This is a genomic window from Peribacillus sp. R9-11, from assembly GCF_031345095.1.
In the GTDB taxonomy this organism is placed as follows: domain Bacteria; phylum Bacillota; class Bacilli; order Bacillales; family DSM-1321; genus Peribacillus; species Peribacillus butanolivorans.
This window is the reverse complement of the sequence record NZ_CP133763.1, coordinates 4,617,568-4,641,203: the sequence shown is the minus strand read 5'-3', so window position 1 is coordinate 4,641,203 and position 23,636 is coordinate 4,617,568. Positions and strand designations below refer to the sequence as shown.

The 23,636-nt window shown below is 36.9% G+C and carries 19 protein-coding genes and 1 riboswitch; of the genes, 13 read left to right on the top strand and 6 right to left on the bottom strand.

Going from position 1 to position 23,636, the window contains the following annotated elements; translation table 11 throughout:
• Window positions 1-3: 3 nt before the first annotated feature.
• The 3 genes from dptG to dcm all read left to right on the top strand — a co-directional run bounded on the left by dptG (window position 4) and on the right by dcm (window position 8,071).
• The gene (gene dptG / locus RE409_RS22520) at window positions 4-1,389 is read left to right on the top strand and encodes a DNA phosphorothioation-dependent restriction protein DptG (protein ID WP_309558089.1); all 1,386 of its coding nucleotides are present in this window, start codon (window positions 4-6) and stop codon (window positions 1,387-1,389) included.
• On the top strand, window positions 1,370-6,481 hold the full coding sequence (gene dptH / locus RE409_RS22515; RefSeq protein WP_309558088.1) for a DNA phosphorothioation-dependent restriction protein DptH: 5,112 nt from the start codon (window positions 1,370-1,372) through the stop codon (window positions 6,479-6,481). Before dptG ends, dptH begins: the two co-directional genes overlap by 20 nt.
• A gap of 336 nt (window positions 6,482-6,817) precedes the next feature.
• The gene (gene dcm, locus RE409_RS22510) at window positions 6,818-8,071 is read left to right on the top strand and encodes a DNA (cytosine-5-)-methyltransferase (RefSeq protein WP_309558087.1); all 1,254 of its coding nucleotides are present in this window, start codon (window positions 6,818-6,820) and stop codon (window positions 8,069-8,071) included.
• On the opposite strand, the gene RE409_RS22505 is transcribed toward dcm, so the two are convergent.
• Window positions 8,063-8,551, bottom strand: a complete 489-nt coding sequence (locus RE409_RS22505) for a very short patch repair endonuclease (protein ID WP_309558086.1) — start codon at window positions 8,549-8,551, stop codon at window positions 8,063-8,065. The two genes, dcm and RE409_RS22505, sit on opposite strands and share 9 nt — an antisense overlap.
• A 506-nt stretch (window positions 8,552-9,057) precedes the next feature.
• Here RE409_RS22505 and RE409_RS22500 point away from each other — a divergent pair.
• The gene (locus RE409_RS22500) at window positions 9,058-10,056 is read left to right on the top strand and encodes a DUF4145 domain-containing protein (protein ID WP_309558085.1); all 999 of its coding nucleotides are present in this window, start codon (window positions 9,058-9,060) and stop codon (window positions 10,054-10,056) included.
• Window positions 10,057-10,198: 142 nt separating this feature from the next.
• Here RE409_RS22500 and RE409_RS22495 read toward each other — a convergent pair whose 3' ends face one another.
• Window positions 10,199-12,157: an oxidoreductase gene (locus tag RE409_RS22495; RefSeq protein ID WP_309558084.1), complete on the bottom strand. Its 1,959-nt coding sequence runs from the start codon at window positions 12,155-12,157 to the stop codon at window positions 10,199-10,201.
• A gap of 359 nt (window positions 12,158-12,516) precedes the next feature.
• Between RE409_RS22495 and RE409_RS22490 the strand changes: the two genes are divergently transcribed.
• The 3 genes from RE409_RS22490 to RE409_RS22480 all read left to right on the top strand — a co-directional run bounded on the left by RE409_RS22490 (window position 12,517) and on the right by RE409_RS22480 (window position 16,132).
• The gene (locus tag RE409_RS22490; protein WP_309558082.1) at window positions 12,517-14,292 is read left to right on the top strand and encodes a sigma-54 interaction domain-containing protein; all 1,776 of its coding nucleotides are present in this window, start codon (window positions 12,517-12,519) and stop codon (window positions 14,290-14,292) included.
• 97 nt (window positions 14,293-14,389) lie between these two features.
• On the top strand, window positions 14,390-14,530 hold the full coding sequence (locus tag RE409_RS22485) for a hypothetical protein (RefSeq protein ID WP_157444062.1): 141 nt from the start codon (window positions 14,390-14,392) through the stop codon (window positions 14,528-14,530).
• Window positions 14,531-16,132: a sodium:solute symporter family protein gene (locus RE409_RS22480; RefSeq protein WP_309558081.1), complete on the top strand. Its 1,602-nt coding sequence runs from the start codon at window positions 14,531-14,533 to the stop codon at window positions 16,130-16,132.
• Between the two features lie 362 nt (window positions 16,133-16,494).
• On the opposite strand, the gene RE409_RS22475 is transcribed toward RE409_RS22480, so the two are convergent.
• Together RE409_RS22475 and RE409_RS22465 are read right to left on the bottom strand one after the other, a co-directional pair.
• Window positions 16,495-17,412 (bottom strand): aldo/keto reductase, encoded by a 918-nt coding sequence (locus RE409_RS22475; RefSeq protein ID WP_309558080.1) that lies wholly within the window; start codon window positions 17,410-17,412, stop codon window positions 16,495-16,497.
• Between the two features lie 923 nt (window positions 17,413-18,335).
• Window positions 18,336-18,548, bottom strand: a complete 213-nt coding sequence (locus RE409_RS22465; protein ID WP_201223211.1) for a hypothetical protein — start codon at window positions 18,546-18,548, stop codon at window positions 18,336-18,338.
• A 225-nt stretch (window positions 18,549-18,773) separates the two neighbouring features.
• Between RE409_RS22465 and RE409_RS22460 the strand changes: the two genes are divergently transcribed.
• From RE409_RS22460 to RE409_RS22450, 3 genes are all read left to right on the top strand, one after another.
• Window positions 18,774-19,130: a hypothetical protein gene (locus tag RE409_RS22460; protein WP_201250471.1), complete on the top strand. Its 357-nt coding sequence runs from the start codon at window positions 18,774-18,776 to the stop codon at window positions 19,128-19,130.
• Between the two features lies 1 nt (window position 19,131).
• Window positions 19,132-19,278 carry a hypothetical protein gene (locus RE409_RS22455; RefSeq protein WP_201223212.1) on the top strand — a complete coding sequence of 49 codons (147 nt, stop codon included), beginning with the start codon at window positions 19,132-19,134 and terminating at the stop codon, window positions 19,276-19,278.
• A gap of 86 nt (window positions 19,279-19,364) precedes the next feature.
• Entirely contained in the window at window positions 19,365-19,703 is a 339-nt protein-coding gene (locus tag RE409_RS22450; protein WP_201223213.1) for a hypothetical protein, read from the top strand.
• A 395-nt stretch (window positions 19,704-20,098) separates the two neighbouring features.
• Here RE409_RS22450 and RE409_RS22445 read toward each other — a convergent pair whose 3' ends face one another.
• Window positions 20,099-20,980 (bottom strand): 5'-methylthioadenosine/S-adenosylhomocysteine nucleosidase, encoded by an 882-nt coding sequence (locus RE409_RS22445; protein ID WP_309558079.1) that lies wholly within the window; start codon window positions 20,978-20,980, stop codon window positions 20,099-20,101.
• A 339-nt stretch (window positions 20,981-21,319) separates the two neighbouring features.
• Window positions 21,320-21,423, bottom strand: a riboswitch (purine riboswitch).
• A 355-nt stretch (window positions 21,424-21,778) separates the two neighbouring features.
• Here RE409_RS22445 and RE409_RS22440 point away from each other — a divergent pair.
• The 3 genes from RE409_RS22440 (at window position 21,779) to RE409_RS22430 (ending at window position 22,878) form a co-directional block, all read left to right on the top strand.
• A complete protein-coding gene (locus RE409_RS22440; RefSeq protein ID WP_190270940.1) occupies window positions 21,779-22,282 on the top strand; it encodes a DUF6773 family protein in 504 nt (167 codons plus the stop codon).
• A gap of 10 nt (window positions 22,283-22,292) precedes the next feature.
• Window positions 22,293-22,499: a helix-turn-helix transcriptional regulator gene (locus RE409_RS22435; RefSeq protein WP_053347568.1), complete on the top strand. Its 207-nt coding sequence runs from the start codon at window positions 22,293-22,295 to the stop codon at window positions 22,497-22,499.
• 121 nt (window positions 22,500-22,620) lie between these two features.
• Window positions 22,621-22,878: a sigma-G-dependent sporulation-specific acid-soluble spore protein CsgA gene (locus RE409_RS22430; RefSeq protein WP_242485381.1), complete on the top strand. Its 258-nt coding sequence runs from the start codon at window positions 22,621-22,623 to the stop codon at window positions 22,876-22,878.
• A 49-nt stretch (window positions 22,879-22,927) separates the two neighbouring features.
• Here RE409_RS22430 and RE409_RS22425 read toward each other — a convergent pair whose 3' ends face one another.
• Window positions 22,928-23,563 (bottom strand): hypothetical protein, encoded by a 636-nt coding sequence (locus RE409_RS22425; RefSeq protein ID WP_201253901.1) that lies wholly within the window; start codon window positions 23,561-23,563, stop codon window positions 22,928-22,930.
• Window positions 23,564-23,636 lie beyond the last annotated feature (73 nt).

The window sequence follows — 23,636 nt, the reverse complement described above, 5'->3', positions numbered from 1 at the left end:
GTGATGGTTGAGCAGAAAAATTTACAAGAATTAAGAGATTCATTATCTATCAAGCCTGATAATGCAGGACTTAAGCATACAATCAATCGTAAGAGCACCTTTTTACCATTTACCACAAGAGGTACGGAGCGACCTAAGTTCCGTAAGGGATTTGAAGGCGTTTTAGGTGAGTTTACCCGTAATATTTCATCAAATCATTTGAAGGAAAAGTTGAATCTTGAGGATTTGATTAAAAATATCAGCCAAGTAGTTGATGTTTCAGAAGAAGATAAACCTTTCTTTGAACAAATACTTCGCCTATTTTTACAAGATAAAAAGGGGAACATTAAAGTGTTCCATCCACACGTTTTTCAATACTTGCCCTTTAATGAAGGGCCGGAAATGAAAGGAGAACAGGAGATAGCGAAATTTTTGTCCGACGTCTTGATTGAAGCTGATAAGGAATTCAAGAAAATGTTTGAAAAGAATTCATCCGATGATTTAGTAGCGAAGTTAGTTCTGCATCAACTTGTCGGGGTGGAGAAGACTGATGCTAAAATTAAGTATTCAAGCAAGCTTCCATACATTTCGAAGATGTTTAAAGAGGATTTCTTGTTCTTGGTGCAACATGAGGATTACTTTAAAAGTCATTATGAAATATTCTTAAGCTATTATTACTTTTTATATATTACCCAATTGACTTTAAAGTTTTCTCAAAAAGGAAAAGGAAAACTCGAATCAAACAATGAAGTTTTTTACACTTTGGATTGGGAAGCAACGAGTAAAAATCGTAAAAGCTATGGTTATGGTTATCAGATGATCAAGGAAGCCGCACGTACTCTATTAATTGATATCAATAGTTTAGAGCATTTGAACTTCCTGATGGGCACGGATGATTCCCAGAGTTATTCTGAACTGCAGCTGACATATGAACAGTTGCCTTCAGAAGAAAAAGAGGTGCTATTGGGCCTGCTTAGGCAATGGATAGTGGAGTATCGTTTTCATCTAGCTTTACCCGGACAAAACTTACCTGAGAATTTAACATATGAAGATTTGGTTGCAAAGTTATATTCAAGTATTGAAGAGGCATACGAAAAGCCGACGATGCAAGGTCCACGAAATCGGTATAATTTATCAATTGAAGAAATCGGAAAAAAGTTCTTCCTGAAAACTAGGGGTTCATTAGGTTACATGTTGAATGTTAGCCAGGATTTATTATTGTTGTTAACTGCACTTAGTTTAAAAAAAGAACGAAAGTCATTAAAGCAGGTTTTCCTTGATTTGGAACTCCGAGGCATATATTTAGATAGATATTCTCGAGAAGAAATCGTTAAATTATATGATAAATTGAATTTGTTAGACAAAAAGAGTGATAGTGGGGATGCCCAATATGTTAAACCAATTTTATAAATACCTGTCAGAGAAATTAATCAATTATTTTAATCAAGTCACTTTACAAGGAGGAGAACGCTTTTATCTGCAATTTGATAATGAGGAACAAGTTAATGCGTTTTACGAATTCCTGGAATCTGATGAAACATCAAGTGTTTTTAGATATCAGCATCATCAAGGCTCCCCGTATACAACCTTTTCGCTTCAATCCGGAAGAGTGAAGATCGTCGTTGCGGCAACTTCCGAAAATGTGACCCCCGATTTCTTGGTAACACTTCGTAATCAAGTGGGGGAACAGAAGGGAGATTGGTCAGGAACGGCATTACTGAGCATTTGTCATGAAACACTTGACAGTATAAGGGGTGGAAGTAGTGACTTACAAAAAGAGGGGATGCCTTTCAATGTAAAGTCAATATTAAGGACTTTGAAAGAAGAGATTGAAAAGAATAAGTCCCTAGCATCCGATCAAAAAGAATTATTGAAATTTCACCTTAACAAAAAATTGGAAGAATCTTTTATTCAATCATCATTATGGGATTATGAAGAGATACTAGGCTTCCTATCACAAGGACAGATAAAAAAAGAAGACTATTCCCATTTAGGACTTTTTTATGACGGGAAGTTGGACCAGTATCCTCAAAGCCAAATGAAAAAAAGATTAGAAGAAAACTATTCTTTATTTGAAAAAGTGCAACATATACATGAATATGAAAACCTTCAAAACCAATTGGAAAAAATATTTGATGATAAAGGTGTCCAAGCCTTGCGTAAGGAAGGTTGGAATGAACTGGACTATGGATTTGTGAAGGAATCATCCGATAATGTAGTAACTGGACGGACTCTTGGTTATATTGAAAATCCGAAAAAGAAATCCAGTGAAGGGTTATTTTATTGGGAAAAGCCTCATAAAGATACCAAAGTTGGCCAAAGAAAGCGGCATTTGATTGTTTTCAATACAACAAAAGAAAGCCAAGTAAATCTTACCTTTGAATTTGATGAGTGGCTAAAAAAAGAATTCATTCATAAAAAATCCGAAAACTTGTGTAGCGTATCAGGAAAAAAGCTAGTGATGTCACTATCTCATGAACCTAATGGCACCACTTTCCACCAAGTCGTCTATACACATAACAATCAATCGCAATCAAAGTATGATTTCAATATTGCCATTGTTGAATGCGACCAGGATTTCTTTGGGGCAATTAAAACTTTATATGAAGTCAATAGTAAAACCAAAAAGATTATTTTAAATAAAAAAGACGAAATGATTACCTTTGGAGATGAAGATTTTGGTAGGAAGGAAATATTCGTCGAAGAAGAAAACCAAGTCATCATGGAATCTAATAATGGGATTGAAATTTCAAATGCCTCTTCTGCTTGGAATGATGATAACTTACATTTCCAAATACAAAAAAATGGAGCCCTTATTCCATTCAATATAAAGGAAGAAATCTCTAGGGTAACTCCTATTATGGGAAGCAGAATATGGAAACTTAAAAGGGAGCAGTTGGAGGATTTCCATTATGATGTCGAAAATAATAAGCTAAAACAAAACACACGTGAGTTTTCGGCACGTGAGGAAATAAAAGTATATTTGTTGGATGAAAAAGAGTGGGTGGGTAAAGGACTTTTTCATGCGAAGCGAGAGGTGACTGGGCTCGAAGGTTTAAGTCTGGACTTAAACGTGGAAATTGAACAGGCTTATAATGATTTGCTTAGGTATTATAAATCGCGAAACCTATTACCTAGTCTTTCATATATGAACGAAGAGCTTTTCGATTTATCCTTAAAGTACGTAAACTCTTTCATTGAATTGATTTTGGGGATTCAGGAGAATGTAATTTTGGCGGAACGATCCAAGAACTTATTTAAACTTGGAACGATCATTGAGGAAGATAAAATTTCATTTACACCTTTACACCCTTTAAATGTAGCATATCAATTGGAAATCAATAAAAGGTTGAAGAATGAGCCAATAGAATTGCATATTTTGGATAGGCTGCATCCCAATAATTTACTTCCATATATTTATGGGGAGGATAAAGAGATTTATCGCCCTATAAATCAAAAAGATGCTCCAGAATGGATGGTTTATGAGCCGATGCAAAAAGTGGCAATAGGCGAATCAAATGCGTTTCTGGCTAATGTAGTGGAGGAAAAATTAAATCAATTCGTACAGCACTTCCCTTTTCTATTTTTAAAACAATCAAAATCGCCCATTCAAATAAATGTTATTAACATCAGTAATGATCATGAGGTAGTTAGAGGACTCATCAATTTCATCAAAAAGCAAATTGATAAAAAAGGTGCATCTGAAATCGTTCCGATTGAAGTTGCCCTGTATGATGATAAAGCTTCCATCAGTGCCTTCGAAAAGTTTTCCATGAATGACGATGTGGAAGAATTTGAAGCAACGTTCAATGTATCATTAACAACAAAAAAATTGGATGCAGTCGATGTTTTAAGGTTGATTCGAGAAAACGTGCTCTATTATAAACCATTGAATGTAAATGAATATGGCTATGCCCATATTTCTTTTTATAAAATGATATCGAACGATTCACCAGCTAAAAATAAAATCCAGGATATAGATACGGGCTTGTCATTGAAAGGGCTTCTTTCATCTATATCATTCTTGGAAACGGAAAAGGATTATCGTACTGGTTTTGGATTGAAGAACGCTGAACATCAATCCAATGAACTTATCTCTATTGCCATTTGTTTGAATGAGTTAGCCAGCAACCTGAATAGCGGAGGTACCAACCCTTATCGTAAGGATGAAACAATCGTTACAAGAACAGCCAATTATGATGAAGATATACTAAATCAATTGTATGATACGTCATATTGGGTGACTTTTATCGAACCTAATGTCGATTTGAACTTTTTCCAAAGTGCATCCCGGAACCTATTGGTAATCCATTATAGCGATCAATATTCTTCCTCCACACAATATGACGCAATCACCGTTACGGATAAATCAGCACAATATAAATTAATAATTGAGCAATATCTAGCTGGTAAGGAAATCAATACTCAGCCAAGTCAAATTGAAACGGCAATTCGTGGGTTCAATAGCTTAAATGGTGAGTGGCTCCTCCGGATAATTGGCAGTAAAGGACACTTTTCACGAGAAAAGTTAAGTATCATTTCAGCGATACGATATATCCTCAGTACTTTGGATCATGAAAACATTCTTTGGGTGCCTATATCATTGGAGGAAGTATTGCGTATTGCAGGAGCAGTAAGGTTAACGAAAAGTGAAGGTGTATTTTCTGCGAAAAACCTTAATGTCAAAGGTATGCATAGTGATGATTTGCTTTTGATTGGCATTGAAACCAGAGGTGAGGATACCTTTGTGCATTATTATCCAGTAGAAGTGAAAATAGGTTTTAATCAAGAATCGACTATCGTTAAGGCAAAAGAGCAAATTAACAAAACGCAACAATTGTTTAAAATGCAATTAGCCAAATATAATGAGGATAACCAAGCTTTATTCAAAAATGAATTCTTTAGGAACTTCTTCATCCAATTATTATTGTCTAATGCTGAGAAATTGATTGATAATAATATCTGGCCCGAAAAGGATTACTCCCGAATCCATTCCCTGAAAGAAAAATTGTTGAATGATGATTATCAATTAAGTAATCATCTCCAACCGTTTATTGGAAAAGGGGCGGTGTTATCCTTTAAGAAGGAACAAACATGGAGATCGGTTAGACTGGATGATGATATTTTGGTCGTCGATTTAACTGAGGATGATGGATATTCCGGTGTGATCACTGAGATTGAAACCCTTAAAACGAATATTAGAAGCGCAAAAACAGACATTAAACCAGAAAGTTTACTGTTCCATAAATATCGATTTATAATAGTGGATCCCACTGATTCAAAGTCTGATGATGTTGTGGGAATACCTGGTATAGAACCAGAACCAAAACCAGAACCAGTTATCGTAGACACGAGTATTCCGAACATTCCTGAGCTGAAGGATGTTAGGGTTCTTTTAGGAACTGTAGAAGGATCCGCGAAAAAAGTGTACTGGGAATACGGTCATCGGGAACTAGCAAATCGCCATATTTTGATTTCTGGAAAGTCAGGACAGGGAAAAAGTTATTTCATCCAATGCTTACTATTGGAATTATCGAGAAGCGGGATTTCCAACATCATTTTTGATTATACGGATGGATTTAAAAATTCTAAACTTGAGCCACAATTCAAAGAGCAATTAAGTGGTAGTTTGGAACAATTCCTGGTTGCAAGGGATAAGTTCCCAATCAACCCTTTCAAGCGTAATCAAAAGGAACTTGACGAGGATGAATACATGGATGAGGATAACACGGACATTGCTGAGCGGATTAAAGGTGTGTTCTCGTCCGTATACAAAGATTTGGGAATCCAACAGCAAAATGCCATTTATGAAGCTGTGCTTCGCGGGTTGGATAAGTATGGGGACAGCATGAATTTAGAACTGCTTTTAGTGGAACTTGGAGAGGACAATACAGGGCCAGCCAAAACCGCACGGTCTCAAATCAAGCCACTTATAGATAAAAATCCATTCAAGAGCGATGGTGAATATAATTGGGGAGAAATTTTATCTCAAAAAGGTAAAGTGTGCATAGTTCAGCTAACTGGCTATAATCGGGATGTTCAGATGATGATTACTGAATTCATTTTGTGGGATTTATGGAATTATCAATTAAATCATGGAGATAAGACTAAGCCTTTGGCTGTCATTTTAGACGAAGCCCAAAATTTGGATCACCGTGAAAAGTCTCCAAGCGCTAAAATTTTGTCGGAAGGAAGAAAGTTTGGCTGGTCAGGTTGGTATGCCACTCAATCATTCAGAGGTCAGTTTACCATCGATGAAATTTCCAGGTTGCAAGGTTCGAGTCAAAAAGTTTACTTTATGCCACCTGAAAATGAAATTAGTTCAATAGCCGCCAATCTTGCTCAAGATAGTCATGCAAGAAAAGAATGGGAACGCAAATTATCCACATTAAAAAAAGGGCAATGTGTCGTTTCGGGACCTATACTTCAGGACGATGGTACATTGAAGCATAGTATGCCGATTGTCATTGATATAAGTTCATTAGACGAAAGATTGGAATGAAATACAGAAGGCTCCTGTTTTCTAGGAGCCTTTTAATATTTTTATTTTGTTTATCGTCCTGATATCATTTGAATGGTACCTTTTCTTTTAAATCTTTCAGTAATGCTACGGCATTTATATTATTTTAGTTCTCCATATTATTGGTATTTAAAAATGGAATTATAAATTCTTTTACTATTACTTCTTTACACTTTAAAATGATAGAGATAGGATATATAATATTAAACTATTATATTCAGTAGCAAAACGAATTTATATAAAATATTTAAGGTAATCCTTGATTCTTTAGGGGATTATCATTCATTATAGGTATAAAAGCCGAAAGGGTGTTCGGTCATGATAAATGCAATTGAATTGTTTGCGGGGGTCGGGGGGTTTCGGCTTGGCCTAGAAACTGCAAAAGGATTTGATGTGGTTTGGGGTAACCAATGGGAACCATCAAAAAAATCACAGGATGCTTTTGAATGTTATGCAAGACAGTTCGATAAAGGCATTCACTCCAACGAAGATATTACAACAGTGGACGAAATGATGTTTGTAAATAAAGGGATTGAATTAATTGTAGGCGGATTTCCCTGTCAAGACTATTCAGTTGCCAGAGGCCTTTCCGGAGAAAAGGGAATCCAAGGTAAAAAAGGGGTGCTTTTCTGGGAAATAATGAGGCTAGTAGATGGAATCAGGCCAAAGTATATCTTGCTGGAGAATGTGGACAGGTTATTGAAGTCACCATCGAAACAGCGGGGAAGAGACTTTTCCATCATGTTGGCAAGCTTCAGGGATATGAATTATTCGGTTGAGTGGAGAGTCGTCAATGCCGCGGAGTATGGACAAGCCCAGAGGCGACGCAGGGTCTTCATTTTTGCAATCAGGAACGATACGCCGTATGTAATAAGCAGATCTAACGAAGGTGAAGCCGCCATGCTGCATGAGCGAGGTTTCTTCGCAAGTGCATTCCCAGTGAAGTTGGAAATTTCCACAAAGCATAAGCCCGATTGTTTCATGATGGAAAAAGATCTTTTGGAAATATCGGATTCATTCTCGAAGACTTATTTGAATGCAGGGATAATGAGAAATGGTAAGGTTTATACTGAGCAACTGGTTCCTATAGAGGAGAAAACACGTATGTTAAGTGAAATCTTACAGTCAGGTGTCGATGAAAAGTATTATTTGAACGCAAATGCAATTGAGAAGTTTAAAGATTTTAAAGGGCCGAAAAAGATTGAGAGAATCGCGGCGACTGGACATAAATATACCTTCTCCGAAGGTGGGATGGCTTTCCCGGATGCTTTGGATAAGCCTGGCCGTACGATGCTGACAAGTGAAGGTACAGTGAATCGGAGTAGCCATGTGGTGGAAGATCCTGAAACGAAAAGGCTTCGCATCCTGACCCCGGTGGAATGTGAAAGATTGAATGGGTTCCCTGATCATTGGACGGAAGGAATGTCCGAACGGATGAGGTACTTCTGTATGGGAAATGCCTTGGTGGTCGGACTTATTGAAAGAATGGCCAAGCGAATTCTCGAAATCGAGGAAGAAGATGCGGAAGCCATTAAAGTGAATCCACAACAACTACAACTTAGTTTATATTAAATTTAAACTGGTTCCTGGCGAAATTGTCAGGGACCATTTGTATTCATCTGCCATATCTTCCTTGGCATTATCGATGAAATTGTTGATTTTTTCGATGGTATTATCAAAATCTTTCCTTACCTCATACTCCCATATTCGTAAGATATGCCAATTTTCATCTTTATAATATTGGGAGATTTCTAAATCATGTTCCTGATTTCTCTCAAGCTTCTTCACCCAGAAATCTATATTGCTCTTCGGCATTTTTCCATGTATCGGGCAGAAGTGCCAAAAGCACGAATCGATGAATATGACGACCTTATACTTTTTGATGGCGATGTCTGGTGTTCCCATCATCCCCCTGACATTCCTCCTGAATCGATACCCCCTGTGCCATAGTTCATGCGAAACGAACGTTTCCAGCTTCGAAACGGCTTTAATGGATGACATGATTTTACTCCGGGTTTCTTTGGTCTCTGGTAATCGTGCTTTATTTGCCATTTGAAGAATCCCCTTTAGCAAAGAAGTGTTGTCCTTTACTTTATTAGTACCAATCCTTCTGGTTTTCAAACATTCATTCAATTTAATAATAGCCCGTTTTATAATAATTATTACTCTCATAGAGGTAGTGAATCTTAGAATTCATTGATTTAACTGGATTTTCATTCCGTTTTTAGAGCCTATCGTTAGAGAGATTGGTTTTTCTTTATTTATAAATGAGACATTAATATAAAAATACCCGCATAATTTTTCTACCGATTAGATGGCAGGTACTACTTTCGAAGAACAAGCATTTTAACCATTTTATAAAAGGAAATATAAAGTGAAATAGACAGTATATTGTCATTATGGTTTTTGAAAATATGGTAAAATCGAATGGTGTTTTACTGAAAACTAGGTGTTAAGGGTGAATTAGTATCATGCTCTTTTTTCAAAGTGTGTTATGTAATAGAAGTAGATATATAGAGAAAAAGATAAATGGATAGTAAGTAATCAGGGGGTAGGATATGCATAATCATTCTTTATTTGAGTTCGTTGGACAATTTTCAAGTGAGTTATTCGAGCTTGTTTGCCGTATTGAAAATCAGTTGTTGTATCAACCTCTTGCGTCATTGATACAGGCTCGTTTATATAGTGAACAGCTGGTGAAGATTATTAGCAAAGAAGAGGGGTTTGAGGATATCTATCCGCTCAAGCACTCAGAACGAATACATAAATTATATCGCCAGAATGTAGTTGAAGAAGATATTTATTTGAAATTGGAATGGATCAGAAAGAAAGGAAATAAAGCGGCACATGACATAAAAGAAGTGAGCATTACAGATGTGCTTCAGGTTCACAAATTTCTATTTGAGATAAGTGTCTGGTATATGCAAGTATATGTAAGCTACGATTTTGAAGCACCTATTTACAAGCAGCCTATTAAGACGGCTCAAGAAACTATTAATCCATTAGGAGCAAAGGAATTAGATGTCTTGATTAAGCCATATGTAGATCAGACGATGCAAAAGATGGATGATATGTGGATAGAGGTTCAACGTCAGTTGGAAGCTATAAAGGAGGAAGCGAAACTAGTACAAACTGAGGCAGCTACTTCTGAAGCTATCAGCCTACAGCAATCAGAAATAGCAGCAACAGCTGAAAAAGAAACACTGGCATCCTCTCAAGTAAATCCACAAATGACGAGTTTAGAAAGGATTTTTGCTAGAAATAATTTTAAATTAACAAAGAAAACCAAGAAGGCTACAGAATTTGAACATACAAAAAATGGAGAAGTATTATACTTAATGGCTAATAAAGAAATAAGTATTGTTCTGAATCCAAATACTGTCGAAAATAATTTGAGCTTAAAAGGTGGTGAAGAGAGTCATAGTACGGCATTAACACAATTTCCTAAGGAAATACATAACGGGAAAAAACCTATAAGCTACGGATATGCATTTAAATTTAAAACAGAAGGTGAATTAGATGCCTTTTTAAAGAGTTTAAATGATATTTTAATATAGGAGTCTTTCTTAATTACTTAATAGAGACAGAGTGCCCCGGAATATGTAATGGCAGCCTTCTTTTTTAAAACTCATTGAGCCCGGCAGTGCTAGACCTATATGATCAAAAAAGAGACATCCCCCAAAGGAATGTCTCTTCTCTTCACAAACTTATAGCACTCATCATCCCTTCATGCGTAGCTTCCTCGATAGTACGCGGTCCAAGGCAATCTCCTATTTGTTTCACGATAGGAGCATGGCCTTTCATTTCTTCGAATAGCTCTGTATTGGGTATGCGGCCAAGGGAGAGGACGATGGAGTCCCAATTTTTTAGTTCTTCTTTTTGTTGGGTGAATAGATTCCGGATGATGACGTGATCTTCTTTGATTGCCCCGATATCGTAATGGGGAAGGAGTGTGACGTTTAGGTTGTATAGTTTTTTTAGGTATTCATTCCTGAGATATTGGTGAACGGTTTCGCCAATGTGCAGTCTGGATGAAATGAGTGTTACTTGGTGGCCTTTTTCTGCTAAATAAATGGCTGCTTCCATGCCGGGCCAGTCACCGCCAAAGTCGAATACCAGTACGTTGTCCCCAACTTTTTTAGTTGAGCTGAAGAGGTCATCACTCATGATGATCCGTGGGTCATCGATTCCTTCAATGGCTGGAGTATAGGGCCGTGAGCCGGTGGCACAGATAATGGCGTCAGGTTTCGATTCGGATATTTCTTGGGCGGTTGCCGTTTTGCCTAATTGCACATTTATGTTGCTTCTCATTAATTTCCGGGAGTAGTTATCGAGCATCGATTCTGCCAGTTCATGCCGCATGGGTGCTTTGCGCATGGTGCGAAGTAGGCCGCCGATTGATTTGCTTTGATCGATGAGTGTAACGGAATGACCCAGTGAGTCCGCTGTTATGGCAGCCTGTAATCCGCCAGGTCCGGCGCCGATGACTAGGACATTCTGTTTGTTCCTTGTTTTCTTTAATTCTGGTAAAATCCATGCTTCTTTACCTGTTGTTGGGTTTTGGACACAGCCAATTGGCAGTCCTTTATGATAGTGACCGATACAGGCTTGTAAACAGCCTATGCATGCATCGATTGCTTGCAGGTCGCCATTTTTTGCTTTGTTGGGCATGTCAGGATCGACGATTAAGGCCCTGGTCATTCCTACGACATCGGCTTTACCGGTTGAAACGATTTGTTCAGCTTCAACAGGGTCAACGATTCTATTACCGACAAAGACTGGTACGGCTCCTGCCATCCTGATTTTGAATCCATGGGGCGATAGGTAAGCGTGCTTTATAGGTGATGGCGGCACGATATGTGTTGATCCCTCGAAGGTACTTGAATCTCCAGCTGTGACATTAATGAAATCCAATCGGACTTTTTCCGCGAGATATTCGACTATTTGCACGGAATCCTTCATCGTCGTCCCGTCCATCGTCAGTTCATCTGAACTCATACGAATGCCAACTGTAAAGTCTTCCCCAACTCTTTCCCATACTCTTTCCATAATCTCTACAATGAATCGCATCCGATTTTCAAATGAACCACCATAGTTATCGGTGCGCTTATTTGTATGCAGTGACCAAAACTGAGCAGGAAGGTATCCATGTGAACAGCAAATTTCGACCCCATCAAGTCCGCCTTCCTTTGCCAGCTGTGCTGAATGGGCGAACCCTTCAATCACCCCTTCAATATCTTCTAAGCTCATGGGCTTTGGCATGACGCCGAAACGCAAGCTAGGTACAGCAGATGGCGCCCATGCGGCATTTCGATAATCACTCGAAACGACTTCCCTTCCGCCATGAAATAGTTGGGAGAAAACCCTCGTTCCATATTTATGGAGCGCTTCGGAAATCTCTTTGTAGGCATTGACAATCTTTTGGTCATATCCTGCAATCGTTTTAGACGTAAGCATGCCGGATGGATGTACGGATGCTGCTTCAAGGATGATTAATCCGACACCCCCTTTAGCGCGAGCTTCATGATAGGCAAGCATATCCGAAGTGGGGATTCCGTCAGTAACATGATTGGTTTGATGAGCTGTACTTAAAATTCGGTTTTTCAATTCAGTATGACCAATCGTTAAATGAGTAAACAGATTCTTGAATTGAGTCATAATCATGACCCTCCCTAGTTTTAGATAGTATGAGAGTATAGATGGCATCAATCCAATCGCCTTCTAAATATCTCTATATAGGTTCAATATGCAATAATCATGCCGTGCCACGAAAGTGTATGATTGGGATCAATCTGAATAAATAAACCGTTTTTTTCACTTATGTAAAGAGGGTATTGATTACGAATCGAGTATTCTATATAAACTGAACCTTTTCTGAAAAGTGGTGATTCATTATAGGTTCAGGTTCGAATCGGTTGATATATGGACATTCGTTGCTAATGAAAGTGGCACTTATTTCTTTGCGTACTAAAAGGTGTAACAAAATCGGTTCGAAATAAAAACTTTGGGGTGATTGGATGGATACCGAATTAAAAAAGGAATCACTAATTGTATTTTCCGATATATCTATTTTGGATATAAAGTCATTACTGAAAATACATTCATCTCCTTTTATTGTCATGAAAAACCACTTGGAAATCCTGGGCATTTTAGATGAAGGTCTCTTTTTGAAGAAATTAGATAGCGTGGGTCAAAATCAGAAAATCATTGAATATCTTAATCAATCGTTTGTTGTTGTTGATGATTTAGATAAGCTAAATGAAGAGGATATGAGTCACTATGATTTTGCGATTCAACATAGTGATAACCAATATAGATGCTATCCGATATATGAAGTCAGGGAAATGATACTCAAAAAGAAACTTAAAAACTTAATAAGTCTAAAGGAATCCCTACATGAAGAGTTAGAGGTGACAAGAAAGAAAGTAAAAGAGCTTACCCAAATCTTACATTCCAGTTATGATGAAATTTTCGTAACGGATGCAAACGGGGACACGTTATTCGTGAGTGAATCATGTAAGAAACTTACAGGACTGCCGCCGGAAGCTTTTATTAATAAGAACATTAAAGAGTTAGTTGAAAAGGGACTAATCGTAAATTCGGTTACATTAAAAACAATGAAAACAAAAGCGGTTCATTCAGCTGAACAAACGTATCCGCATGGGTTGACTGTTTTCTGCACAGCAAAGCCTATTTTTGATGAGGAAGGGAATCTGTATAGAATTGTTTCGAATTCCAGGGATATCACGGAATTGGTTGAAATGAAGAGTAAATTAAATCAAGTGAACCTAAGGAATCAACTAACACAAAATGAACATTCACAAAGTAAGAAAACCGTGTCCTTCAATAACTTCATTACCAATTCCAATAAGATGATTAATGTTCTAGAATTAGCTGAAAAAGTGGCCCCGATGGATTCTTCGATCTTCATTCATGGAGAAACCGGAGTCGGGAAAGGGGTTTTAGCAAGGATCATTCATGATCTAAGCGCAAGAAAGGATAAAAAATTCATTCAAGTTAATTGCGGCGCGATTCCATCCGCTTTAATTGAGTCCGAGCTGTTTGGTTACGAAAGCGGTGCTTTTACGGGAGCAAATAAGCACGGGAAACAAGGACTTGTTGAGAGTGCTGATGGAGGCACACTTTTCCTTGATGAAATCGGGGAAATGCCGCTCGACATTCAAGTGAAAATCCTGCATCTAGTCCAAGATAGAACATTCATGAAAGTAGGGGGAACCAAGGAGAAGAAGGTGAATATTCGTATTATATCCGCCACTAATAAAGACTTGAAGCAAATGATCAAGATTAATCAGTTTCGCGAAGATCTATATTATCGGTTGCATGTAGTTCCAATGGAAATACCGCAGCTGCGTGAGCGAAAGGAAGATATCCTATTATTAACCGATTATTTTTTGAAGAAATTCAATGAAAAGTACGGTCAATCGATCACTATAGATGATCATTCCAAGTTAATTCTGCAGCTGCAGGATTACCCGGGTAATGTTCGGGAATTGGAAAATGTAATTGAACAAATTGTCGTGACGGCTAGAAAACCTATCGTAACGATAGAGGATTTGCCTTCCGATTTGACCTACAAAGATACGGCACTAGTCAATTTAACAGGAATCATTCCCTTAAAAAAAGCATTAGAAGAAACAGAAAAACAATTATTGTCTCAAGCCCTTTCTACATATAAATCCACCCGGAAAATGGCCAAAGCCTTAGAGGTAAGCCAAACGACCATCATGCGCAAACTTGGCAAATATCAATTTGTATATGATGAGAGTAATTAACTATAACCTTTGTTGATATCTGAAAATTCGAAAAGTTGGTATGGATATTGCATACTTCACTATTGATTATTTTCAATATTGTTAAGGGGGTCAACAAATGGGAGAGTTAATTTTTAGCTTGAGCTATGGGGGTTCGTTAATTGTCATGGGGTGGATCACGAACGTTTTTCTGATTAAAATGAAGAGAAATCAAGAGGCAATAAAAGAAAAAAGTCCGGTTGAAAAGGTGGGGATGTAAATGGCTTTCCTCATAGGAATCATCGTATCCTTTTGTGTTTATGTATCAATCGGTATTTTTTTATTCAGAAAAGTGAAAAGCTCTGAAGAATATTATGTGTCGGGACGAAGTGGAAACACATTGATGATTACTGGTACTCTTGTTGCTTCTTTCTTAAGCACTGTATCATTTATGGGGGAAGCGGGATTTTCCTATGAAGGGTATCCTATCCTGCTACTTATCCTTGTTATCTTTAATGCAAGTGGCTATATATTCGGGGTTTTCCTTTTTGGAAGATATTTAAGAAGAAGCAAATCATTAACGGTTCCTGAGTATTTTGGTAATCGCTTTCATTCCAAGAAAGTACGACTGGCAGCTGCTATTACTACAATTCTTGGCATATCTGCATACTTGGTTGCTGTTACTCAAGGAGCTGCGGTTTTGTTGGCAGAGGTTTCTGGTGTTTCATATCCGATAGCCTTGATAATCATGTGGCTAGTCTATTCATCATTTACGATCCTATCTGGGGCGAAAGGCGTTATGGTAAATGATACAGTCATGTTCTTTTTATTCTCAATCGCTACTTATCTTAGTTTTCCTTATATTATTAAATCTGCAGGTGGATTTCCTAATGCCATTACAAAGGCAGCGAATCTAGCTGAAAGGCCTGATTTATTAAGTTGGCATGGTATTACAGGACCAGGTGCCTCTATGGGAACTCCTTGGGAAGCATTGGCCTGGGCAGTTATTATGGGCTTAGTTTGGGGAATAGTCATTGCCGTAAGTCCATGGCAAAGTAGCCGATATTTAATGGCTAAAAATGAACACGTAGCGATTCGTGCTGGTGTTTGGGCAACAATATCAATTTTGACAGTCTATCTATTTCTCCATATTAGCATTTCAACTATTACCACCATCAAAGCAGATATCGCACCAACTGAAAAGGTATTTATATGGGCAGCTATGAATATTGTCCCTACGTGGCTCGGGGTTATTATTGTTAGTGGAATCATGGCTGCGGCATTATCTTCCTGTTCGAGTTTCCTTCAGATAATAGGGAGCAGTATAACACGAGATATCATGGAACAATCAAGAAATAAGGAATACACAGATAAATACCTTTTACGTGCCAGTCGAATTTCCATGGTTATTATTAGCTTAGTTATTTTATTAATTGGTTTGTTGCAACCACCTGCAGTTATGTGGATTGGCTACTTTGCTGCTACATTATTTGCAGCTTCGTGGGGTCCAATAGCTTTTGCAAGCGTATTTTCAAAAAAATTAACAAAAGAAGGTGCCTTCTGGAGTATAATTTTTGGTTTCTTTGGTGTTATTCTTGGTGAAAGCTTAGGAATGTTCGGAGTTAACCTTCCTGTATACTTTAACCCTGTGATTATTGGCTTAATCCTAAGCATAAGCGCATTAATTATTGGCTCTAAATATGGAGTGATTACCATGGAGGAAAGGGAGTTTCAGGCAAATATCCTACAAACCCCAATTGAAATAGACGAGCAAAAAGAAATGAATATCACTCGCAGATACCCAGCCTATTTAATGATTAGTGGAGTTATGATAATCGTAACGACTCTACTATTTTATTATTGGCCAATAAATATAAATTGAATGATAGACATATTAATTAGCGTATTATAAATACACTAATACAGGAATTATATAATATTTTTCACTCATTTAAGGGCAGGGGAAATCCCTGCCCTTTTATTGTTTGATAGTAAAACTACTTTCCTAAAAACATGCTACTCAACTTCACCACTGTTTACCCCAAAAACAACCCAGATACTATCCTATTAAAAGGAAAAGAGGGGGAAAACCATGTGAATGTGGTCTTTTGGGCTGAGTCTAGTCAAAAACAAAGCACCCTTTGGTCAATGAAGACTTGAGGGTGCTTTGTTATGTTGCCGTGAAGGGGCTTCTTTATTATAGATCTGATCTTCATTACACAGAATAAAGTTTGATCTGTGTGTTTATGGCAGCACATTGCCTGCCTCACGATAGATACCATACCATTCTTCGCGCGTAAGATGAATATCGCTTGCCTTGCAACAATCCTTTAGGCGGTCTTCATTCATCGTACCGATGACTGGTTGCATGTGTGCGGGATGGCGTAAAAGCCATGCGATGACGATAGTCGTGTTGCTAACCTCATACTTGTCCGCAATTTCATTAATCTTTTGATTCAATTCAGGGAACTTGTCGTTTCCAAGGAATACTCCCTCAAAGAATCCGTATTGGAAAGGTGACCAAGGCTGAATGGTGATATCGTTCAGTCTGCAAAAATCCAGCACACTGCCGTCTCGGTTCACAGCGTGGTCATTGTCCATATTTACATTAAATCCATTGGAGATCATGTTGGCGTTGGTGATGCTTAATTGCAGTTGGTTTGCCACAATCGTCTGCTTCACCGACTTCTTCAGCAACTGGATCTGCATCGGATTCTGGTTGGAAACGCCGAAATGGCGCACTTTTCCTGAACTTTCAAGAATATCGAAGGCCTCCGCTACCTCTTCCGGCTCTACTAACGTATCCGGACGGTGTAGAAGCAGAATATCAAGATAATCCGTTTTCAGCCGCTTCAAGCTTTTGTCCACCGATTCGAGGATATGTTCTTTGGAAAAGTCAAACATCCCCTTACGTATGCCGCACTTGGATTGCAGGATGATCTTTTCACGAATGCCCGTGTTCATTCCGATGGCGTCCGCGAATATTTCCTCACATTCGCCACTGCCATAAATATCAGCATGGTCGAAGAAGTTCGCACCCTCTTCCATCGCCGTTTGGACAAAGTGCTCAGCCTCCGCTTTGTCCAACGAATTGATTCGCATGCAGCCGACTGAAACGACCGGCACCTCTAATGTACTGTTTCCAAGTTTCATTGTCCTCATGATTTATGTCCTCCTTATTTGTAATTGAGTACATGGTGTGTGAGTCCGTCACCTGCAGAGAAGAAATGGTTCAACCTTTCATTTCAGCGGGTTGCCCAGGTCTGTCTTAACGTCACAAGTAAATCTGCGTATCTCTTTTTGATTGTGACACACAGTCATAGTAGTTTTCAAGATTTACTAAATTTGTTATTAACCTTGTCCTCCGTTGTACGTAGCAAGCAGTTGCTTTTTAATCTCACGAAGTTTAATAGAAGTTGACGGAAAATTTATAAATTTGAAGTTAGTGGACAAACACAAAACTTTGGGCAAAAAAAGAAAGGCCAGCTAGTAAAAACAGTTGAAACGGGTCTAATGGGTATTATCAATGGTGTAACAGATGGATCGGTTCATAATCTTAATCCATCAGACTATGAAAATATTCCTGAAAGTTCATCTACACCGGGAATCTAATCACGTTGAAACCTAATTTTAAAGGGGGCTGTCTCAAAAGATAAATGAACTTTTAAGACAGCCCCACTAGAATATATTGATTCAATATATGCAGAAAGGAGTGTTCGTTTGGAAAAGGAAAACCTAAAAAAGTTTAGTTGGCAGCAATAAATACTAATGTTCATGAATCTCACACAAATCTGTTGAGGGGTTCTTTTTTTTGTTCATAAGATATTACCAAAAACATCGGTTTTAAGGAAAAAAATAAGGGGCCTTTTTGGTTTCATTTAAAAGCATATACTGCAACTAATAAATTAAAGGGGAGGAAAGTAAAATGGATTTTGGATGGGATAACAAAGAGGTATATATAGGGACGAAAAGAAAACGTGGATTAGGAAAGAAAGGATTTTGTTTTGGTATTAAAGGCTCTCTTGGGGAATTTTTTATCCTAATCCACCATAAAGTTAAATTTAGCCATGACTTTTCAAGAAACATCACAATTCGGTATATTTCCTTTCAATCTTCCTAAGTTCATCTGAAAGTCCAAATAAGGTGTGTAATACGGCTGTTTGAATATATAGATTCATATAATTATCATTGCTCTTCTTCTGAAAAGATAAATCATGTTTTTCATCAATTATTCGAGTTATACAATCATTAATTTCTCTCCACATTTCTTTCGTTGCTTCTTTAGTTTTAATCTCCATAATCTCCCACTCCTTTTTTATTAGTCTATCCACTCTATTAAATTCTTATTCTTTTTTTTTTGTCACACCTTTAAATTTTTTAGAATCGATTTTTTCAACTCCAAATAGTTTCAACTGGTCAGTTCATCAACTGCTACTTTCCTATTGTTGGTGTTAAAATATCATCTCAAAACATACACTCTTCATAGTAATGTATTAGATTTTAGACAGTGAGGAGATGGAGAAATGAACTTCGAGATGCAAATAGCGAATATGTTGGCTAAAAATATAAATGGTTTCATTAAATTTGTTCATAAACATCATGAAACTAAAAACAATATCTTTTGTTTACATACAGATAAAGTGTATCAATTAAAACTTCTTGTTGAGGAGTATAAGTTTCAAGCATTAGCAGATGAGCTTCTGAGAATCAATCGGTTTACCTGGGATGAAAACTACACTCATTTATTAGTTGATAGATTTAGAAAAGGGATGAGCATTATAGAAGAGTACGTAGAAAATAACTACAATGATTTATTCATTTTTACCGCTAGACTCTACACATTAAATAGCCTCAGCTTAACATTTAGCAAGGAGGAATAAGGTGTCCCCCTATATAAAAAATCCCCCAAATGTAACCAATGAAATGGCAGGTACTATTTTAAATAAAAAGGATTTCAATATTTTCCATTTTATTGAAGAGTGGGGTGCACTGTTATCTTTTTTTAATAAAAATTTATTTGTTAAGTAATTAACCAGAAAAGAAACCGAAATGAAGAATTGGTAAAATGAGTTTTTATGTAGAAGTTTTTTTACAGTGAAAGAGGGGGAGTAAAGTTGGAGGAACATGTGAAAAAGTCTTTAGGTGAATGGAAAGAAGAAATTAGTGAATTATTAAATGCGATAGAAAAAGAATATGAAGAAGTTAAACTTGAACTTAAGGTTTATTCCTACAAATTCAATATCACCAAACAAGTTGTACAATCCACTATTAATGATGAAATTATTCGAAACATTCGCGAGCTCTATCATAAACCTTTTGAACAAAAAGTGAACGAATTGAAAGGATCAATAAAAGAACTGGAAGAAAAGAGAAAAGTTTTCCAAATGTTTGTTGAGAAAATTGAAAAGGTTAGTGAAAAAGGGGAAGGAAAACCTCATATATCCGTAATATAAGAAATAGTGGGAATTGTTAGCATGGTAGAGCCACAATCCGTTTTTGCAGACAAGCAAATCGATATTTGTGGTGTTTTTTTGCTTCGCTTTATCGTATTGTCCTGTAAATTGGCAAACCTTAGACTTCATGAACTTTTAAAGATCAAGAGTCTTTTAATCGATTGCATGAATTATTGTCTTTAAATATGGAGTGATTACCAGTGAAGAAAGAGAATTTCAGGAAAATATATGACAAACCCCCATTGAAATAGATGAGAAAAAAGAAATGAATAGTACCCGCTATTTAATGATAAGTGAAGTTATGATAATCGTAACGACTTTACTATTGGCCTAAATAAAGAAGAGCACATATTGTCATGTACAATATGTGCTCTTCTTTTATTCAATTAAAGCTATTATTTGCTTGGCATTGTAGATATATATTTTTTAACTACTTCATAAACATATTCTTGATTTGCTGCTGCTGTATTTGGGTTGTATTTACCACCATTCACTTTATTATTAGATAGTACTCTAATACCCAAGAATGGTACATCATAAGCTTTGGAAATTTGTGCTGCGGAGGCACCTTCCATTTCTTCTACAGATGTACCGTATTTAGTATGGAACCATTTATTTCTATCAACTTCATTATTCCAAACGTCTGCAGAACCTATAGTACCCTCGACAACCTTACCCTTAGTGTATTTATCTTTAACTGCATTAGCAGCTGCTAGTAAATCCTTATCTCCCTCATAGAAACGGGGTTTTTCAGCATTAGGATCTTCTCCTGCACTTCCTTCAGAAGCCATTAGGTCCATAGGTTTCCATATAGTTGGATCAATTCCTTGGTTTTCAGCCTTATCTGCTGTTTTTAATGAACCAATGTTTACCGTTCTTTTTCCTAAAACAATATCAAAAACGTTTAAACTTGGATCATGTCCCCCTGATGTTCCTTGATTGATTATTGCGATAGGGTTAAATTTTTCAATAGCAACTGCTGTAGCGGCTGCTGTGTTTTCCATTCCCTTGCCTGTTTTTGCAACTATTACAGGATAATTGTCTAACGTTCCAATGTAAAATACAAAATCTCCTGATTTTTCTTCTTTAACATTTTCTAATCTTTTTGCGAAATTTTCAGCTTCGATTGGCATTGGACCTTGAATTATAATAGGCCTTTGAGCAGTTTTTTGTTCAGTTGCAGTTTTTGAAGTAGAATTACAACCTGCAACTACTGATAGTAACAGTAAAGTAATAATGCCTAATAAAGAGTATTTTTTTAACATATTGTTTTTCATAAATAATCTCCTTAGTGATAGTTTTTCTCTAAAATAAAAAATTGAAAAGAGCCAATTAGCTAAAGCTATGTCTTCCTACATATCAATACTATTATTATTTAACACGAATATTAAAAATTGGTTTAATAATGCTACATATTCCTTTGCTTCTTTCCTTTATAAAAACTGTTGCTTTATGTTTTCCTCCTTGTTGTTTGTTATCCTCGTAGTTTTGGTCAACAGAAAAAAGTCTAGAAACTGTAGAATGATTTCTACCTTCTAGACCTACGAAAGTCAAAGTATAGATAATTAAGCAAAAATGAAGCTAATGCTAAATCATAAGCTGCTAAAAAAGCCGAACAGCCGAATACTTTAACTCGTAGTCTAGTTCTTTCAATGGGAACCAGGTAGAGACACTCAGACCATATTACTGAGGATATACGAGTAATGATATTTAAGATTATTACTTTGTTAATATAGCAAACTTATTATAGATAATCAACAAAAAGGTGAATATTAAATTGTGAAAATGATTTAATGTTCGTGTTTTTGGGAGGGGAGGATAAAGGGGAAATGGGGTTTTTGCTTTGGTTTTGTTTAAATGATGAATTCACGAGTAAATGGTGAAAACTCACGAGTAAAAGTTCGAAACTTACGAGTAAATCCCCAAAACTCACGAGTAAACCCCTAAAAGGGACCCATTCATAAGTATGGGTCCCTTTTTTTTATACACTTTGCAATTTATATAGTATTAAATGTAATATATATGTTGCGAAATGTTAAATAAATTATATAATAGAAGTGAATGGAGGATGATTAATGATGAAAGTATTTAAAAAAATCACGGATGAACGAATCGAGAATGTAAGAAATAAAATTTATAAAGAAATGTATCATGTCATTATGGCCATTTGTCTATTGAGCGTACTTTTCAAAATATATAAATATGGTGTAGGCAGCGGGGAATTATATCTGGAGTTGGTGATTCTTTTGGCATCAGGGGTGTATTATTTAGCTCGTTCCATTTTCTTAGGCGTATTCTGGGATGAAGTAGAAATGCATGACCGTACGAGTAAAACACCGATGAGCAAGAAGACCATTTTTGGTACGGTTGGTTTAGCTCTCATCATCGCTACGATCATGGGGGTGAATAGTGCTGTATCCTATGCAGATGGCAGTTCTCAAGGCTTGTGGTATTTTGTATTGGTATGGTGTGTTTCGGTTATGATTTATTTGCCGATTTTACTTCTGTTTTTTGGTGGTATATACTTGCTAGCGAAGAAAATTGGAATGAAAAATAGCGAAGATAATAAGAAATTGTAGGTGCGTTCCTTTGAAAAATATAAAACTGAAGCTTGCAAGAGTGGAAAAGGATTTGTCACAAGATGAGCTAGCCAAGATTGTCGGTGTTTCCAGACAAACGATAGGATTGATTGAATCCGGAAAGTATAATCCCTCATTAAGTTTGTGCATTGGTATTTGTATAGCATTATCACGTACGTTAAATGATTTGTTTTGGGATGAAGAAATAAAAGATTAATCATTGATTTGGATACCCCTTTTTCATTACGAGGCCAAAAACCAAGGAATTTCTCATCACAAAATGGGGGAAGGTATAAAGGCAGTTTGTTAGCTTTCACCTAATAGTTGAGAGGGATGGTATGATGGATCGTACGATTGGTTACTTACGTGAGATATTGTCTAACTATACGGATCAATATCCTGAAGCGCTGGAAATTTATAATAAAATCAAGGATGGACACTTTCATTCTGAAGAAGAACTTATCGATAAGCTTACCGGCAAAGAAGCTAGACTCCTTAATCGAATTCTGCCTCAGGAAATTGAGCATGCAAAGGAAGCTAGTGATACAGAACGGGTCACTCAATTATCGGAGGTATACGAACTTATTCTTGTTTAATAAAACCTTGTCCATGATCAACATGGACAAGGTTTTTAGATTTTTTTTATTAATCCATTTCGCTGAGGGAATCCATATGGCTTGCTATCATAGCGATGATCGTGCTAGCTTCTTCCTTACTGAATATAAAGTTTGTTTCATCTTTTATCAGATCATCATCTGCTGTACGAATGCGGTTAATCCGTTTTAGCACTCCATCACCAGTTTCCTGAACAACTCCGAATTGATAGGTGACCTCCACTTCATTTTCTTGAATATAGGCTGTCACTTCAGGTGTTTCCCATTCCACATCGATTTCGTACATCTCAGTCTCTTCGATTAGTTCATTTTCATCGTATTCATCATCGAGATCATATTCATATTCGATGCCATCCCCTTCTAAATAGTTATGGAAGCTTTCATGAACAGCATCAACGATATCTTCAATATCAGATAAGATCACCTTGCTAACCTGGCCTAAATCCGGATCAAAGGATTCCATATAAAATTCTTCATTATGTGGATCGAAAAACAGAGTGGAAAAATAATCCCTCTCATTGTCATCCAACTCTGTATAAAATTCGATACGTGGATGTTTAGCTCCTCGCTCCACCATCAAACTGCCATTTCGATCGTATTTTTCACAAATTGATTTAAGATGATCCTGCAATTCCCCGCTTACTCTGTCGAACCATTCTAAAGACATCCAACATCCACATCCTTTCATGAATATTATTTCCCAGAAAAAGCGAACCTGTCGTTCCATTTAAAGCCAGATG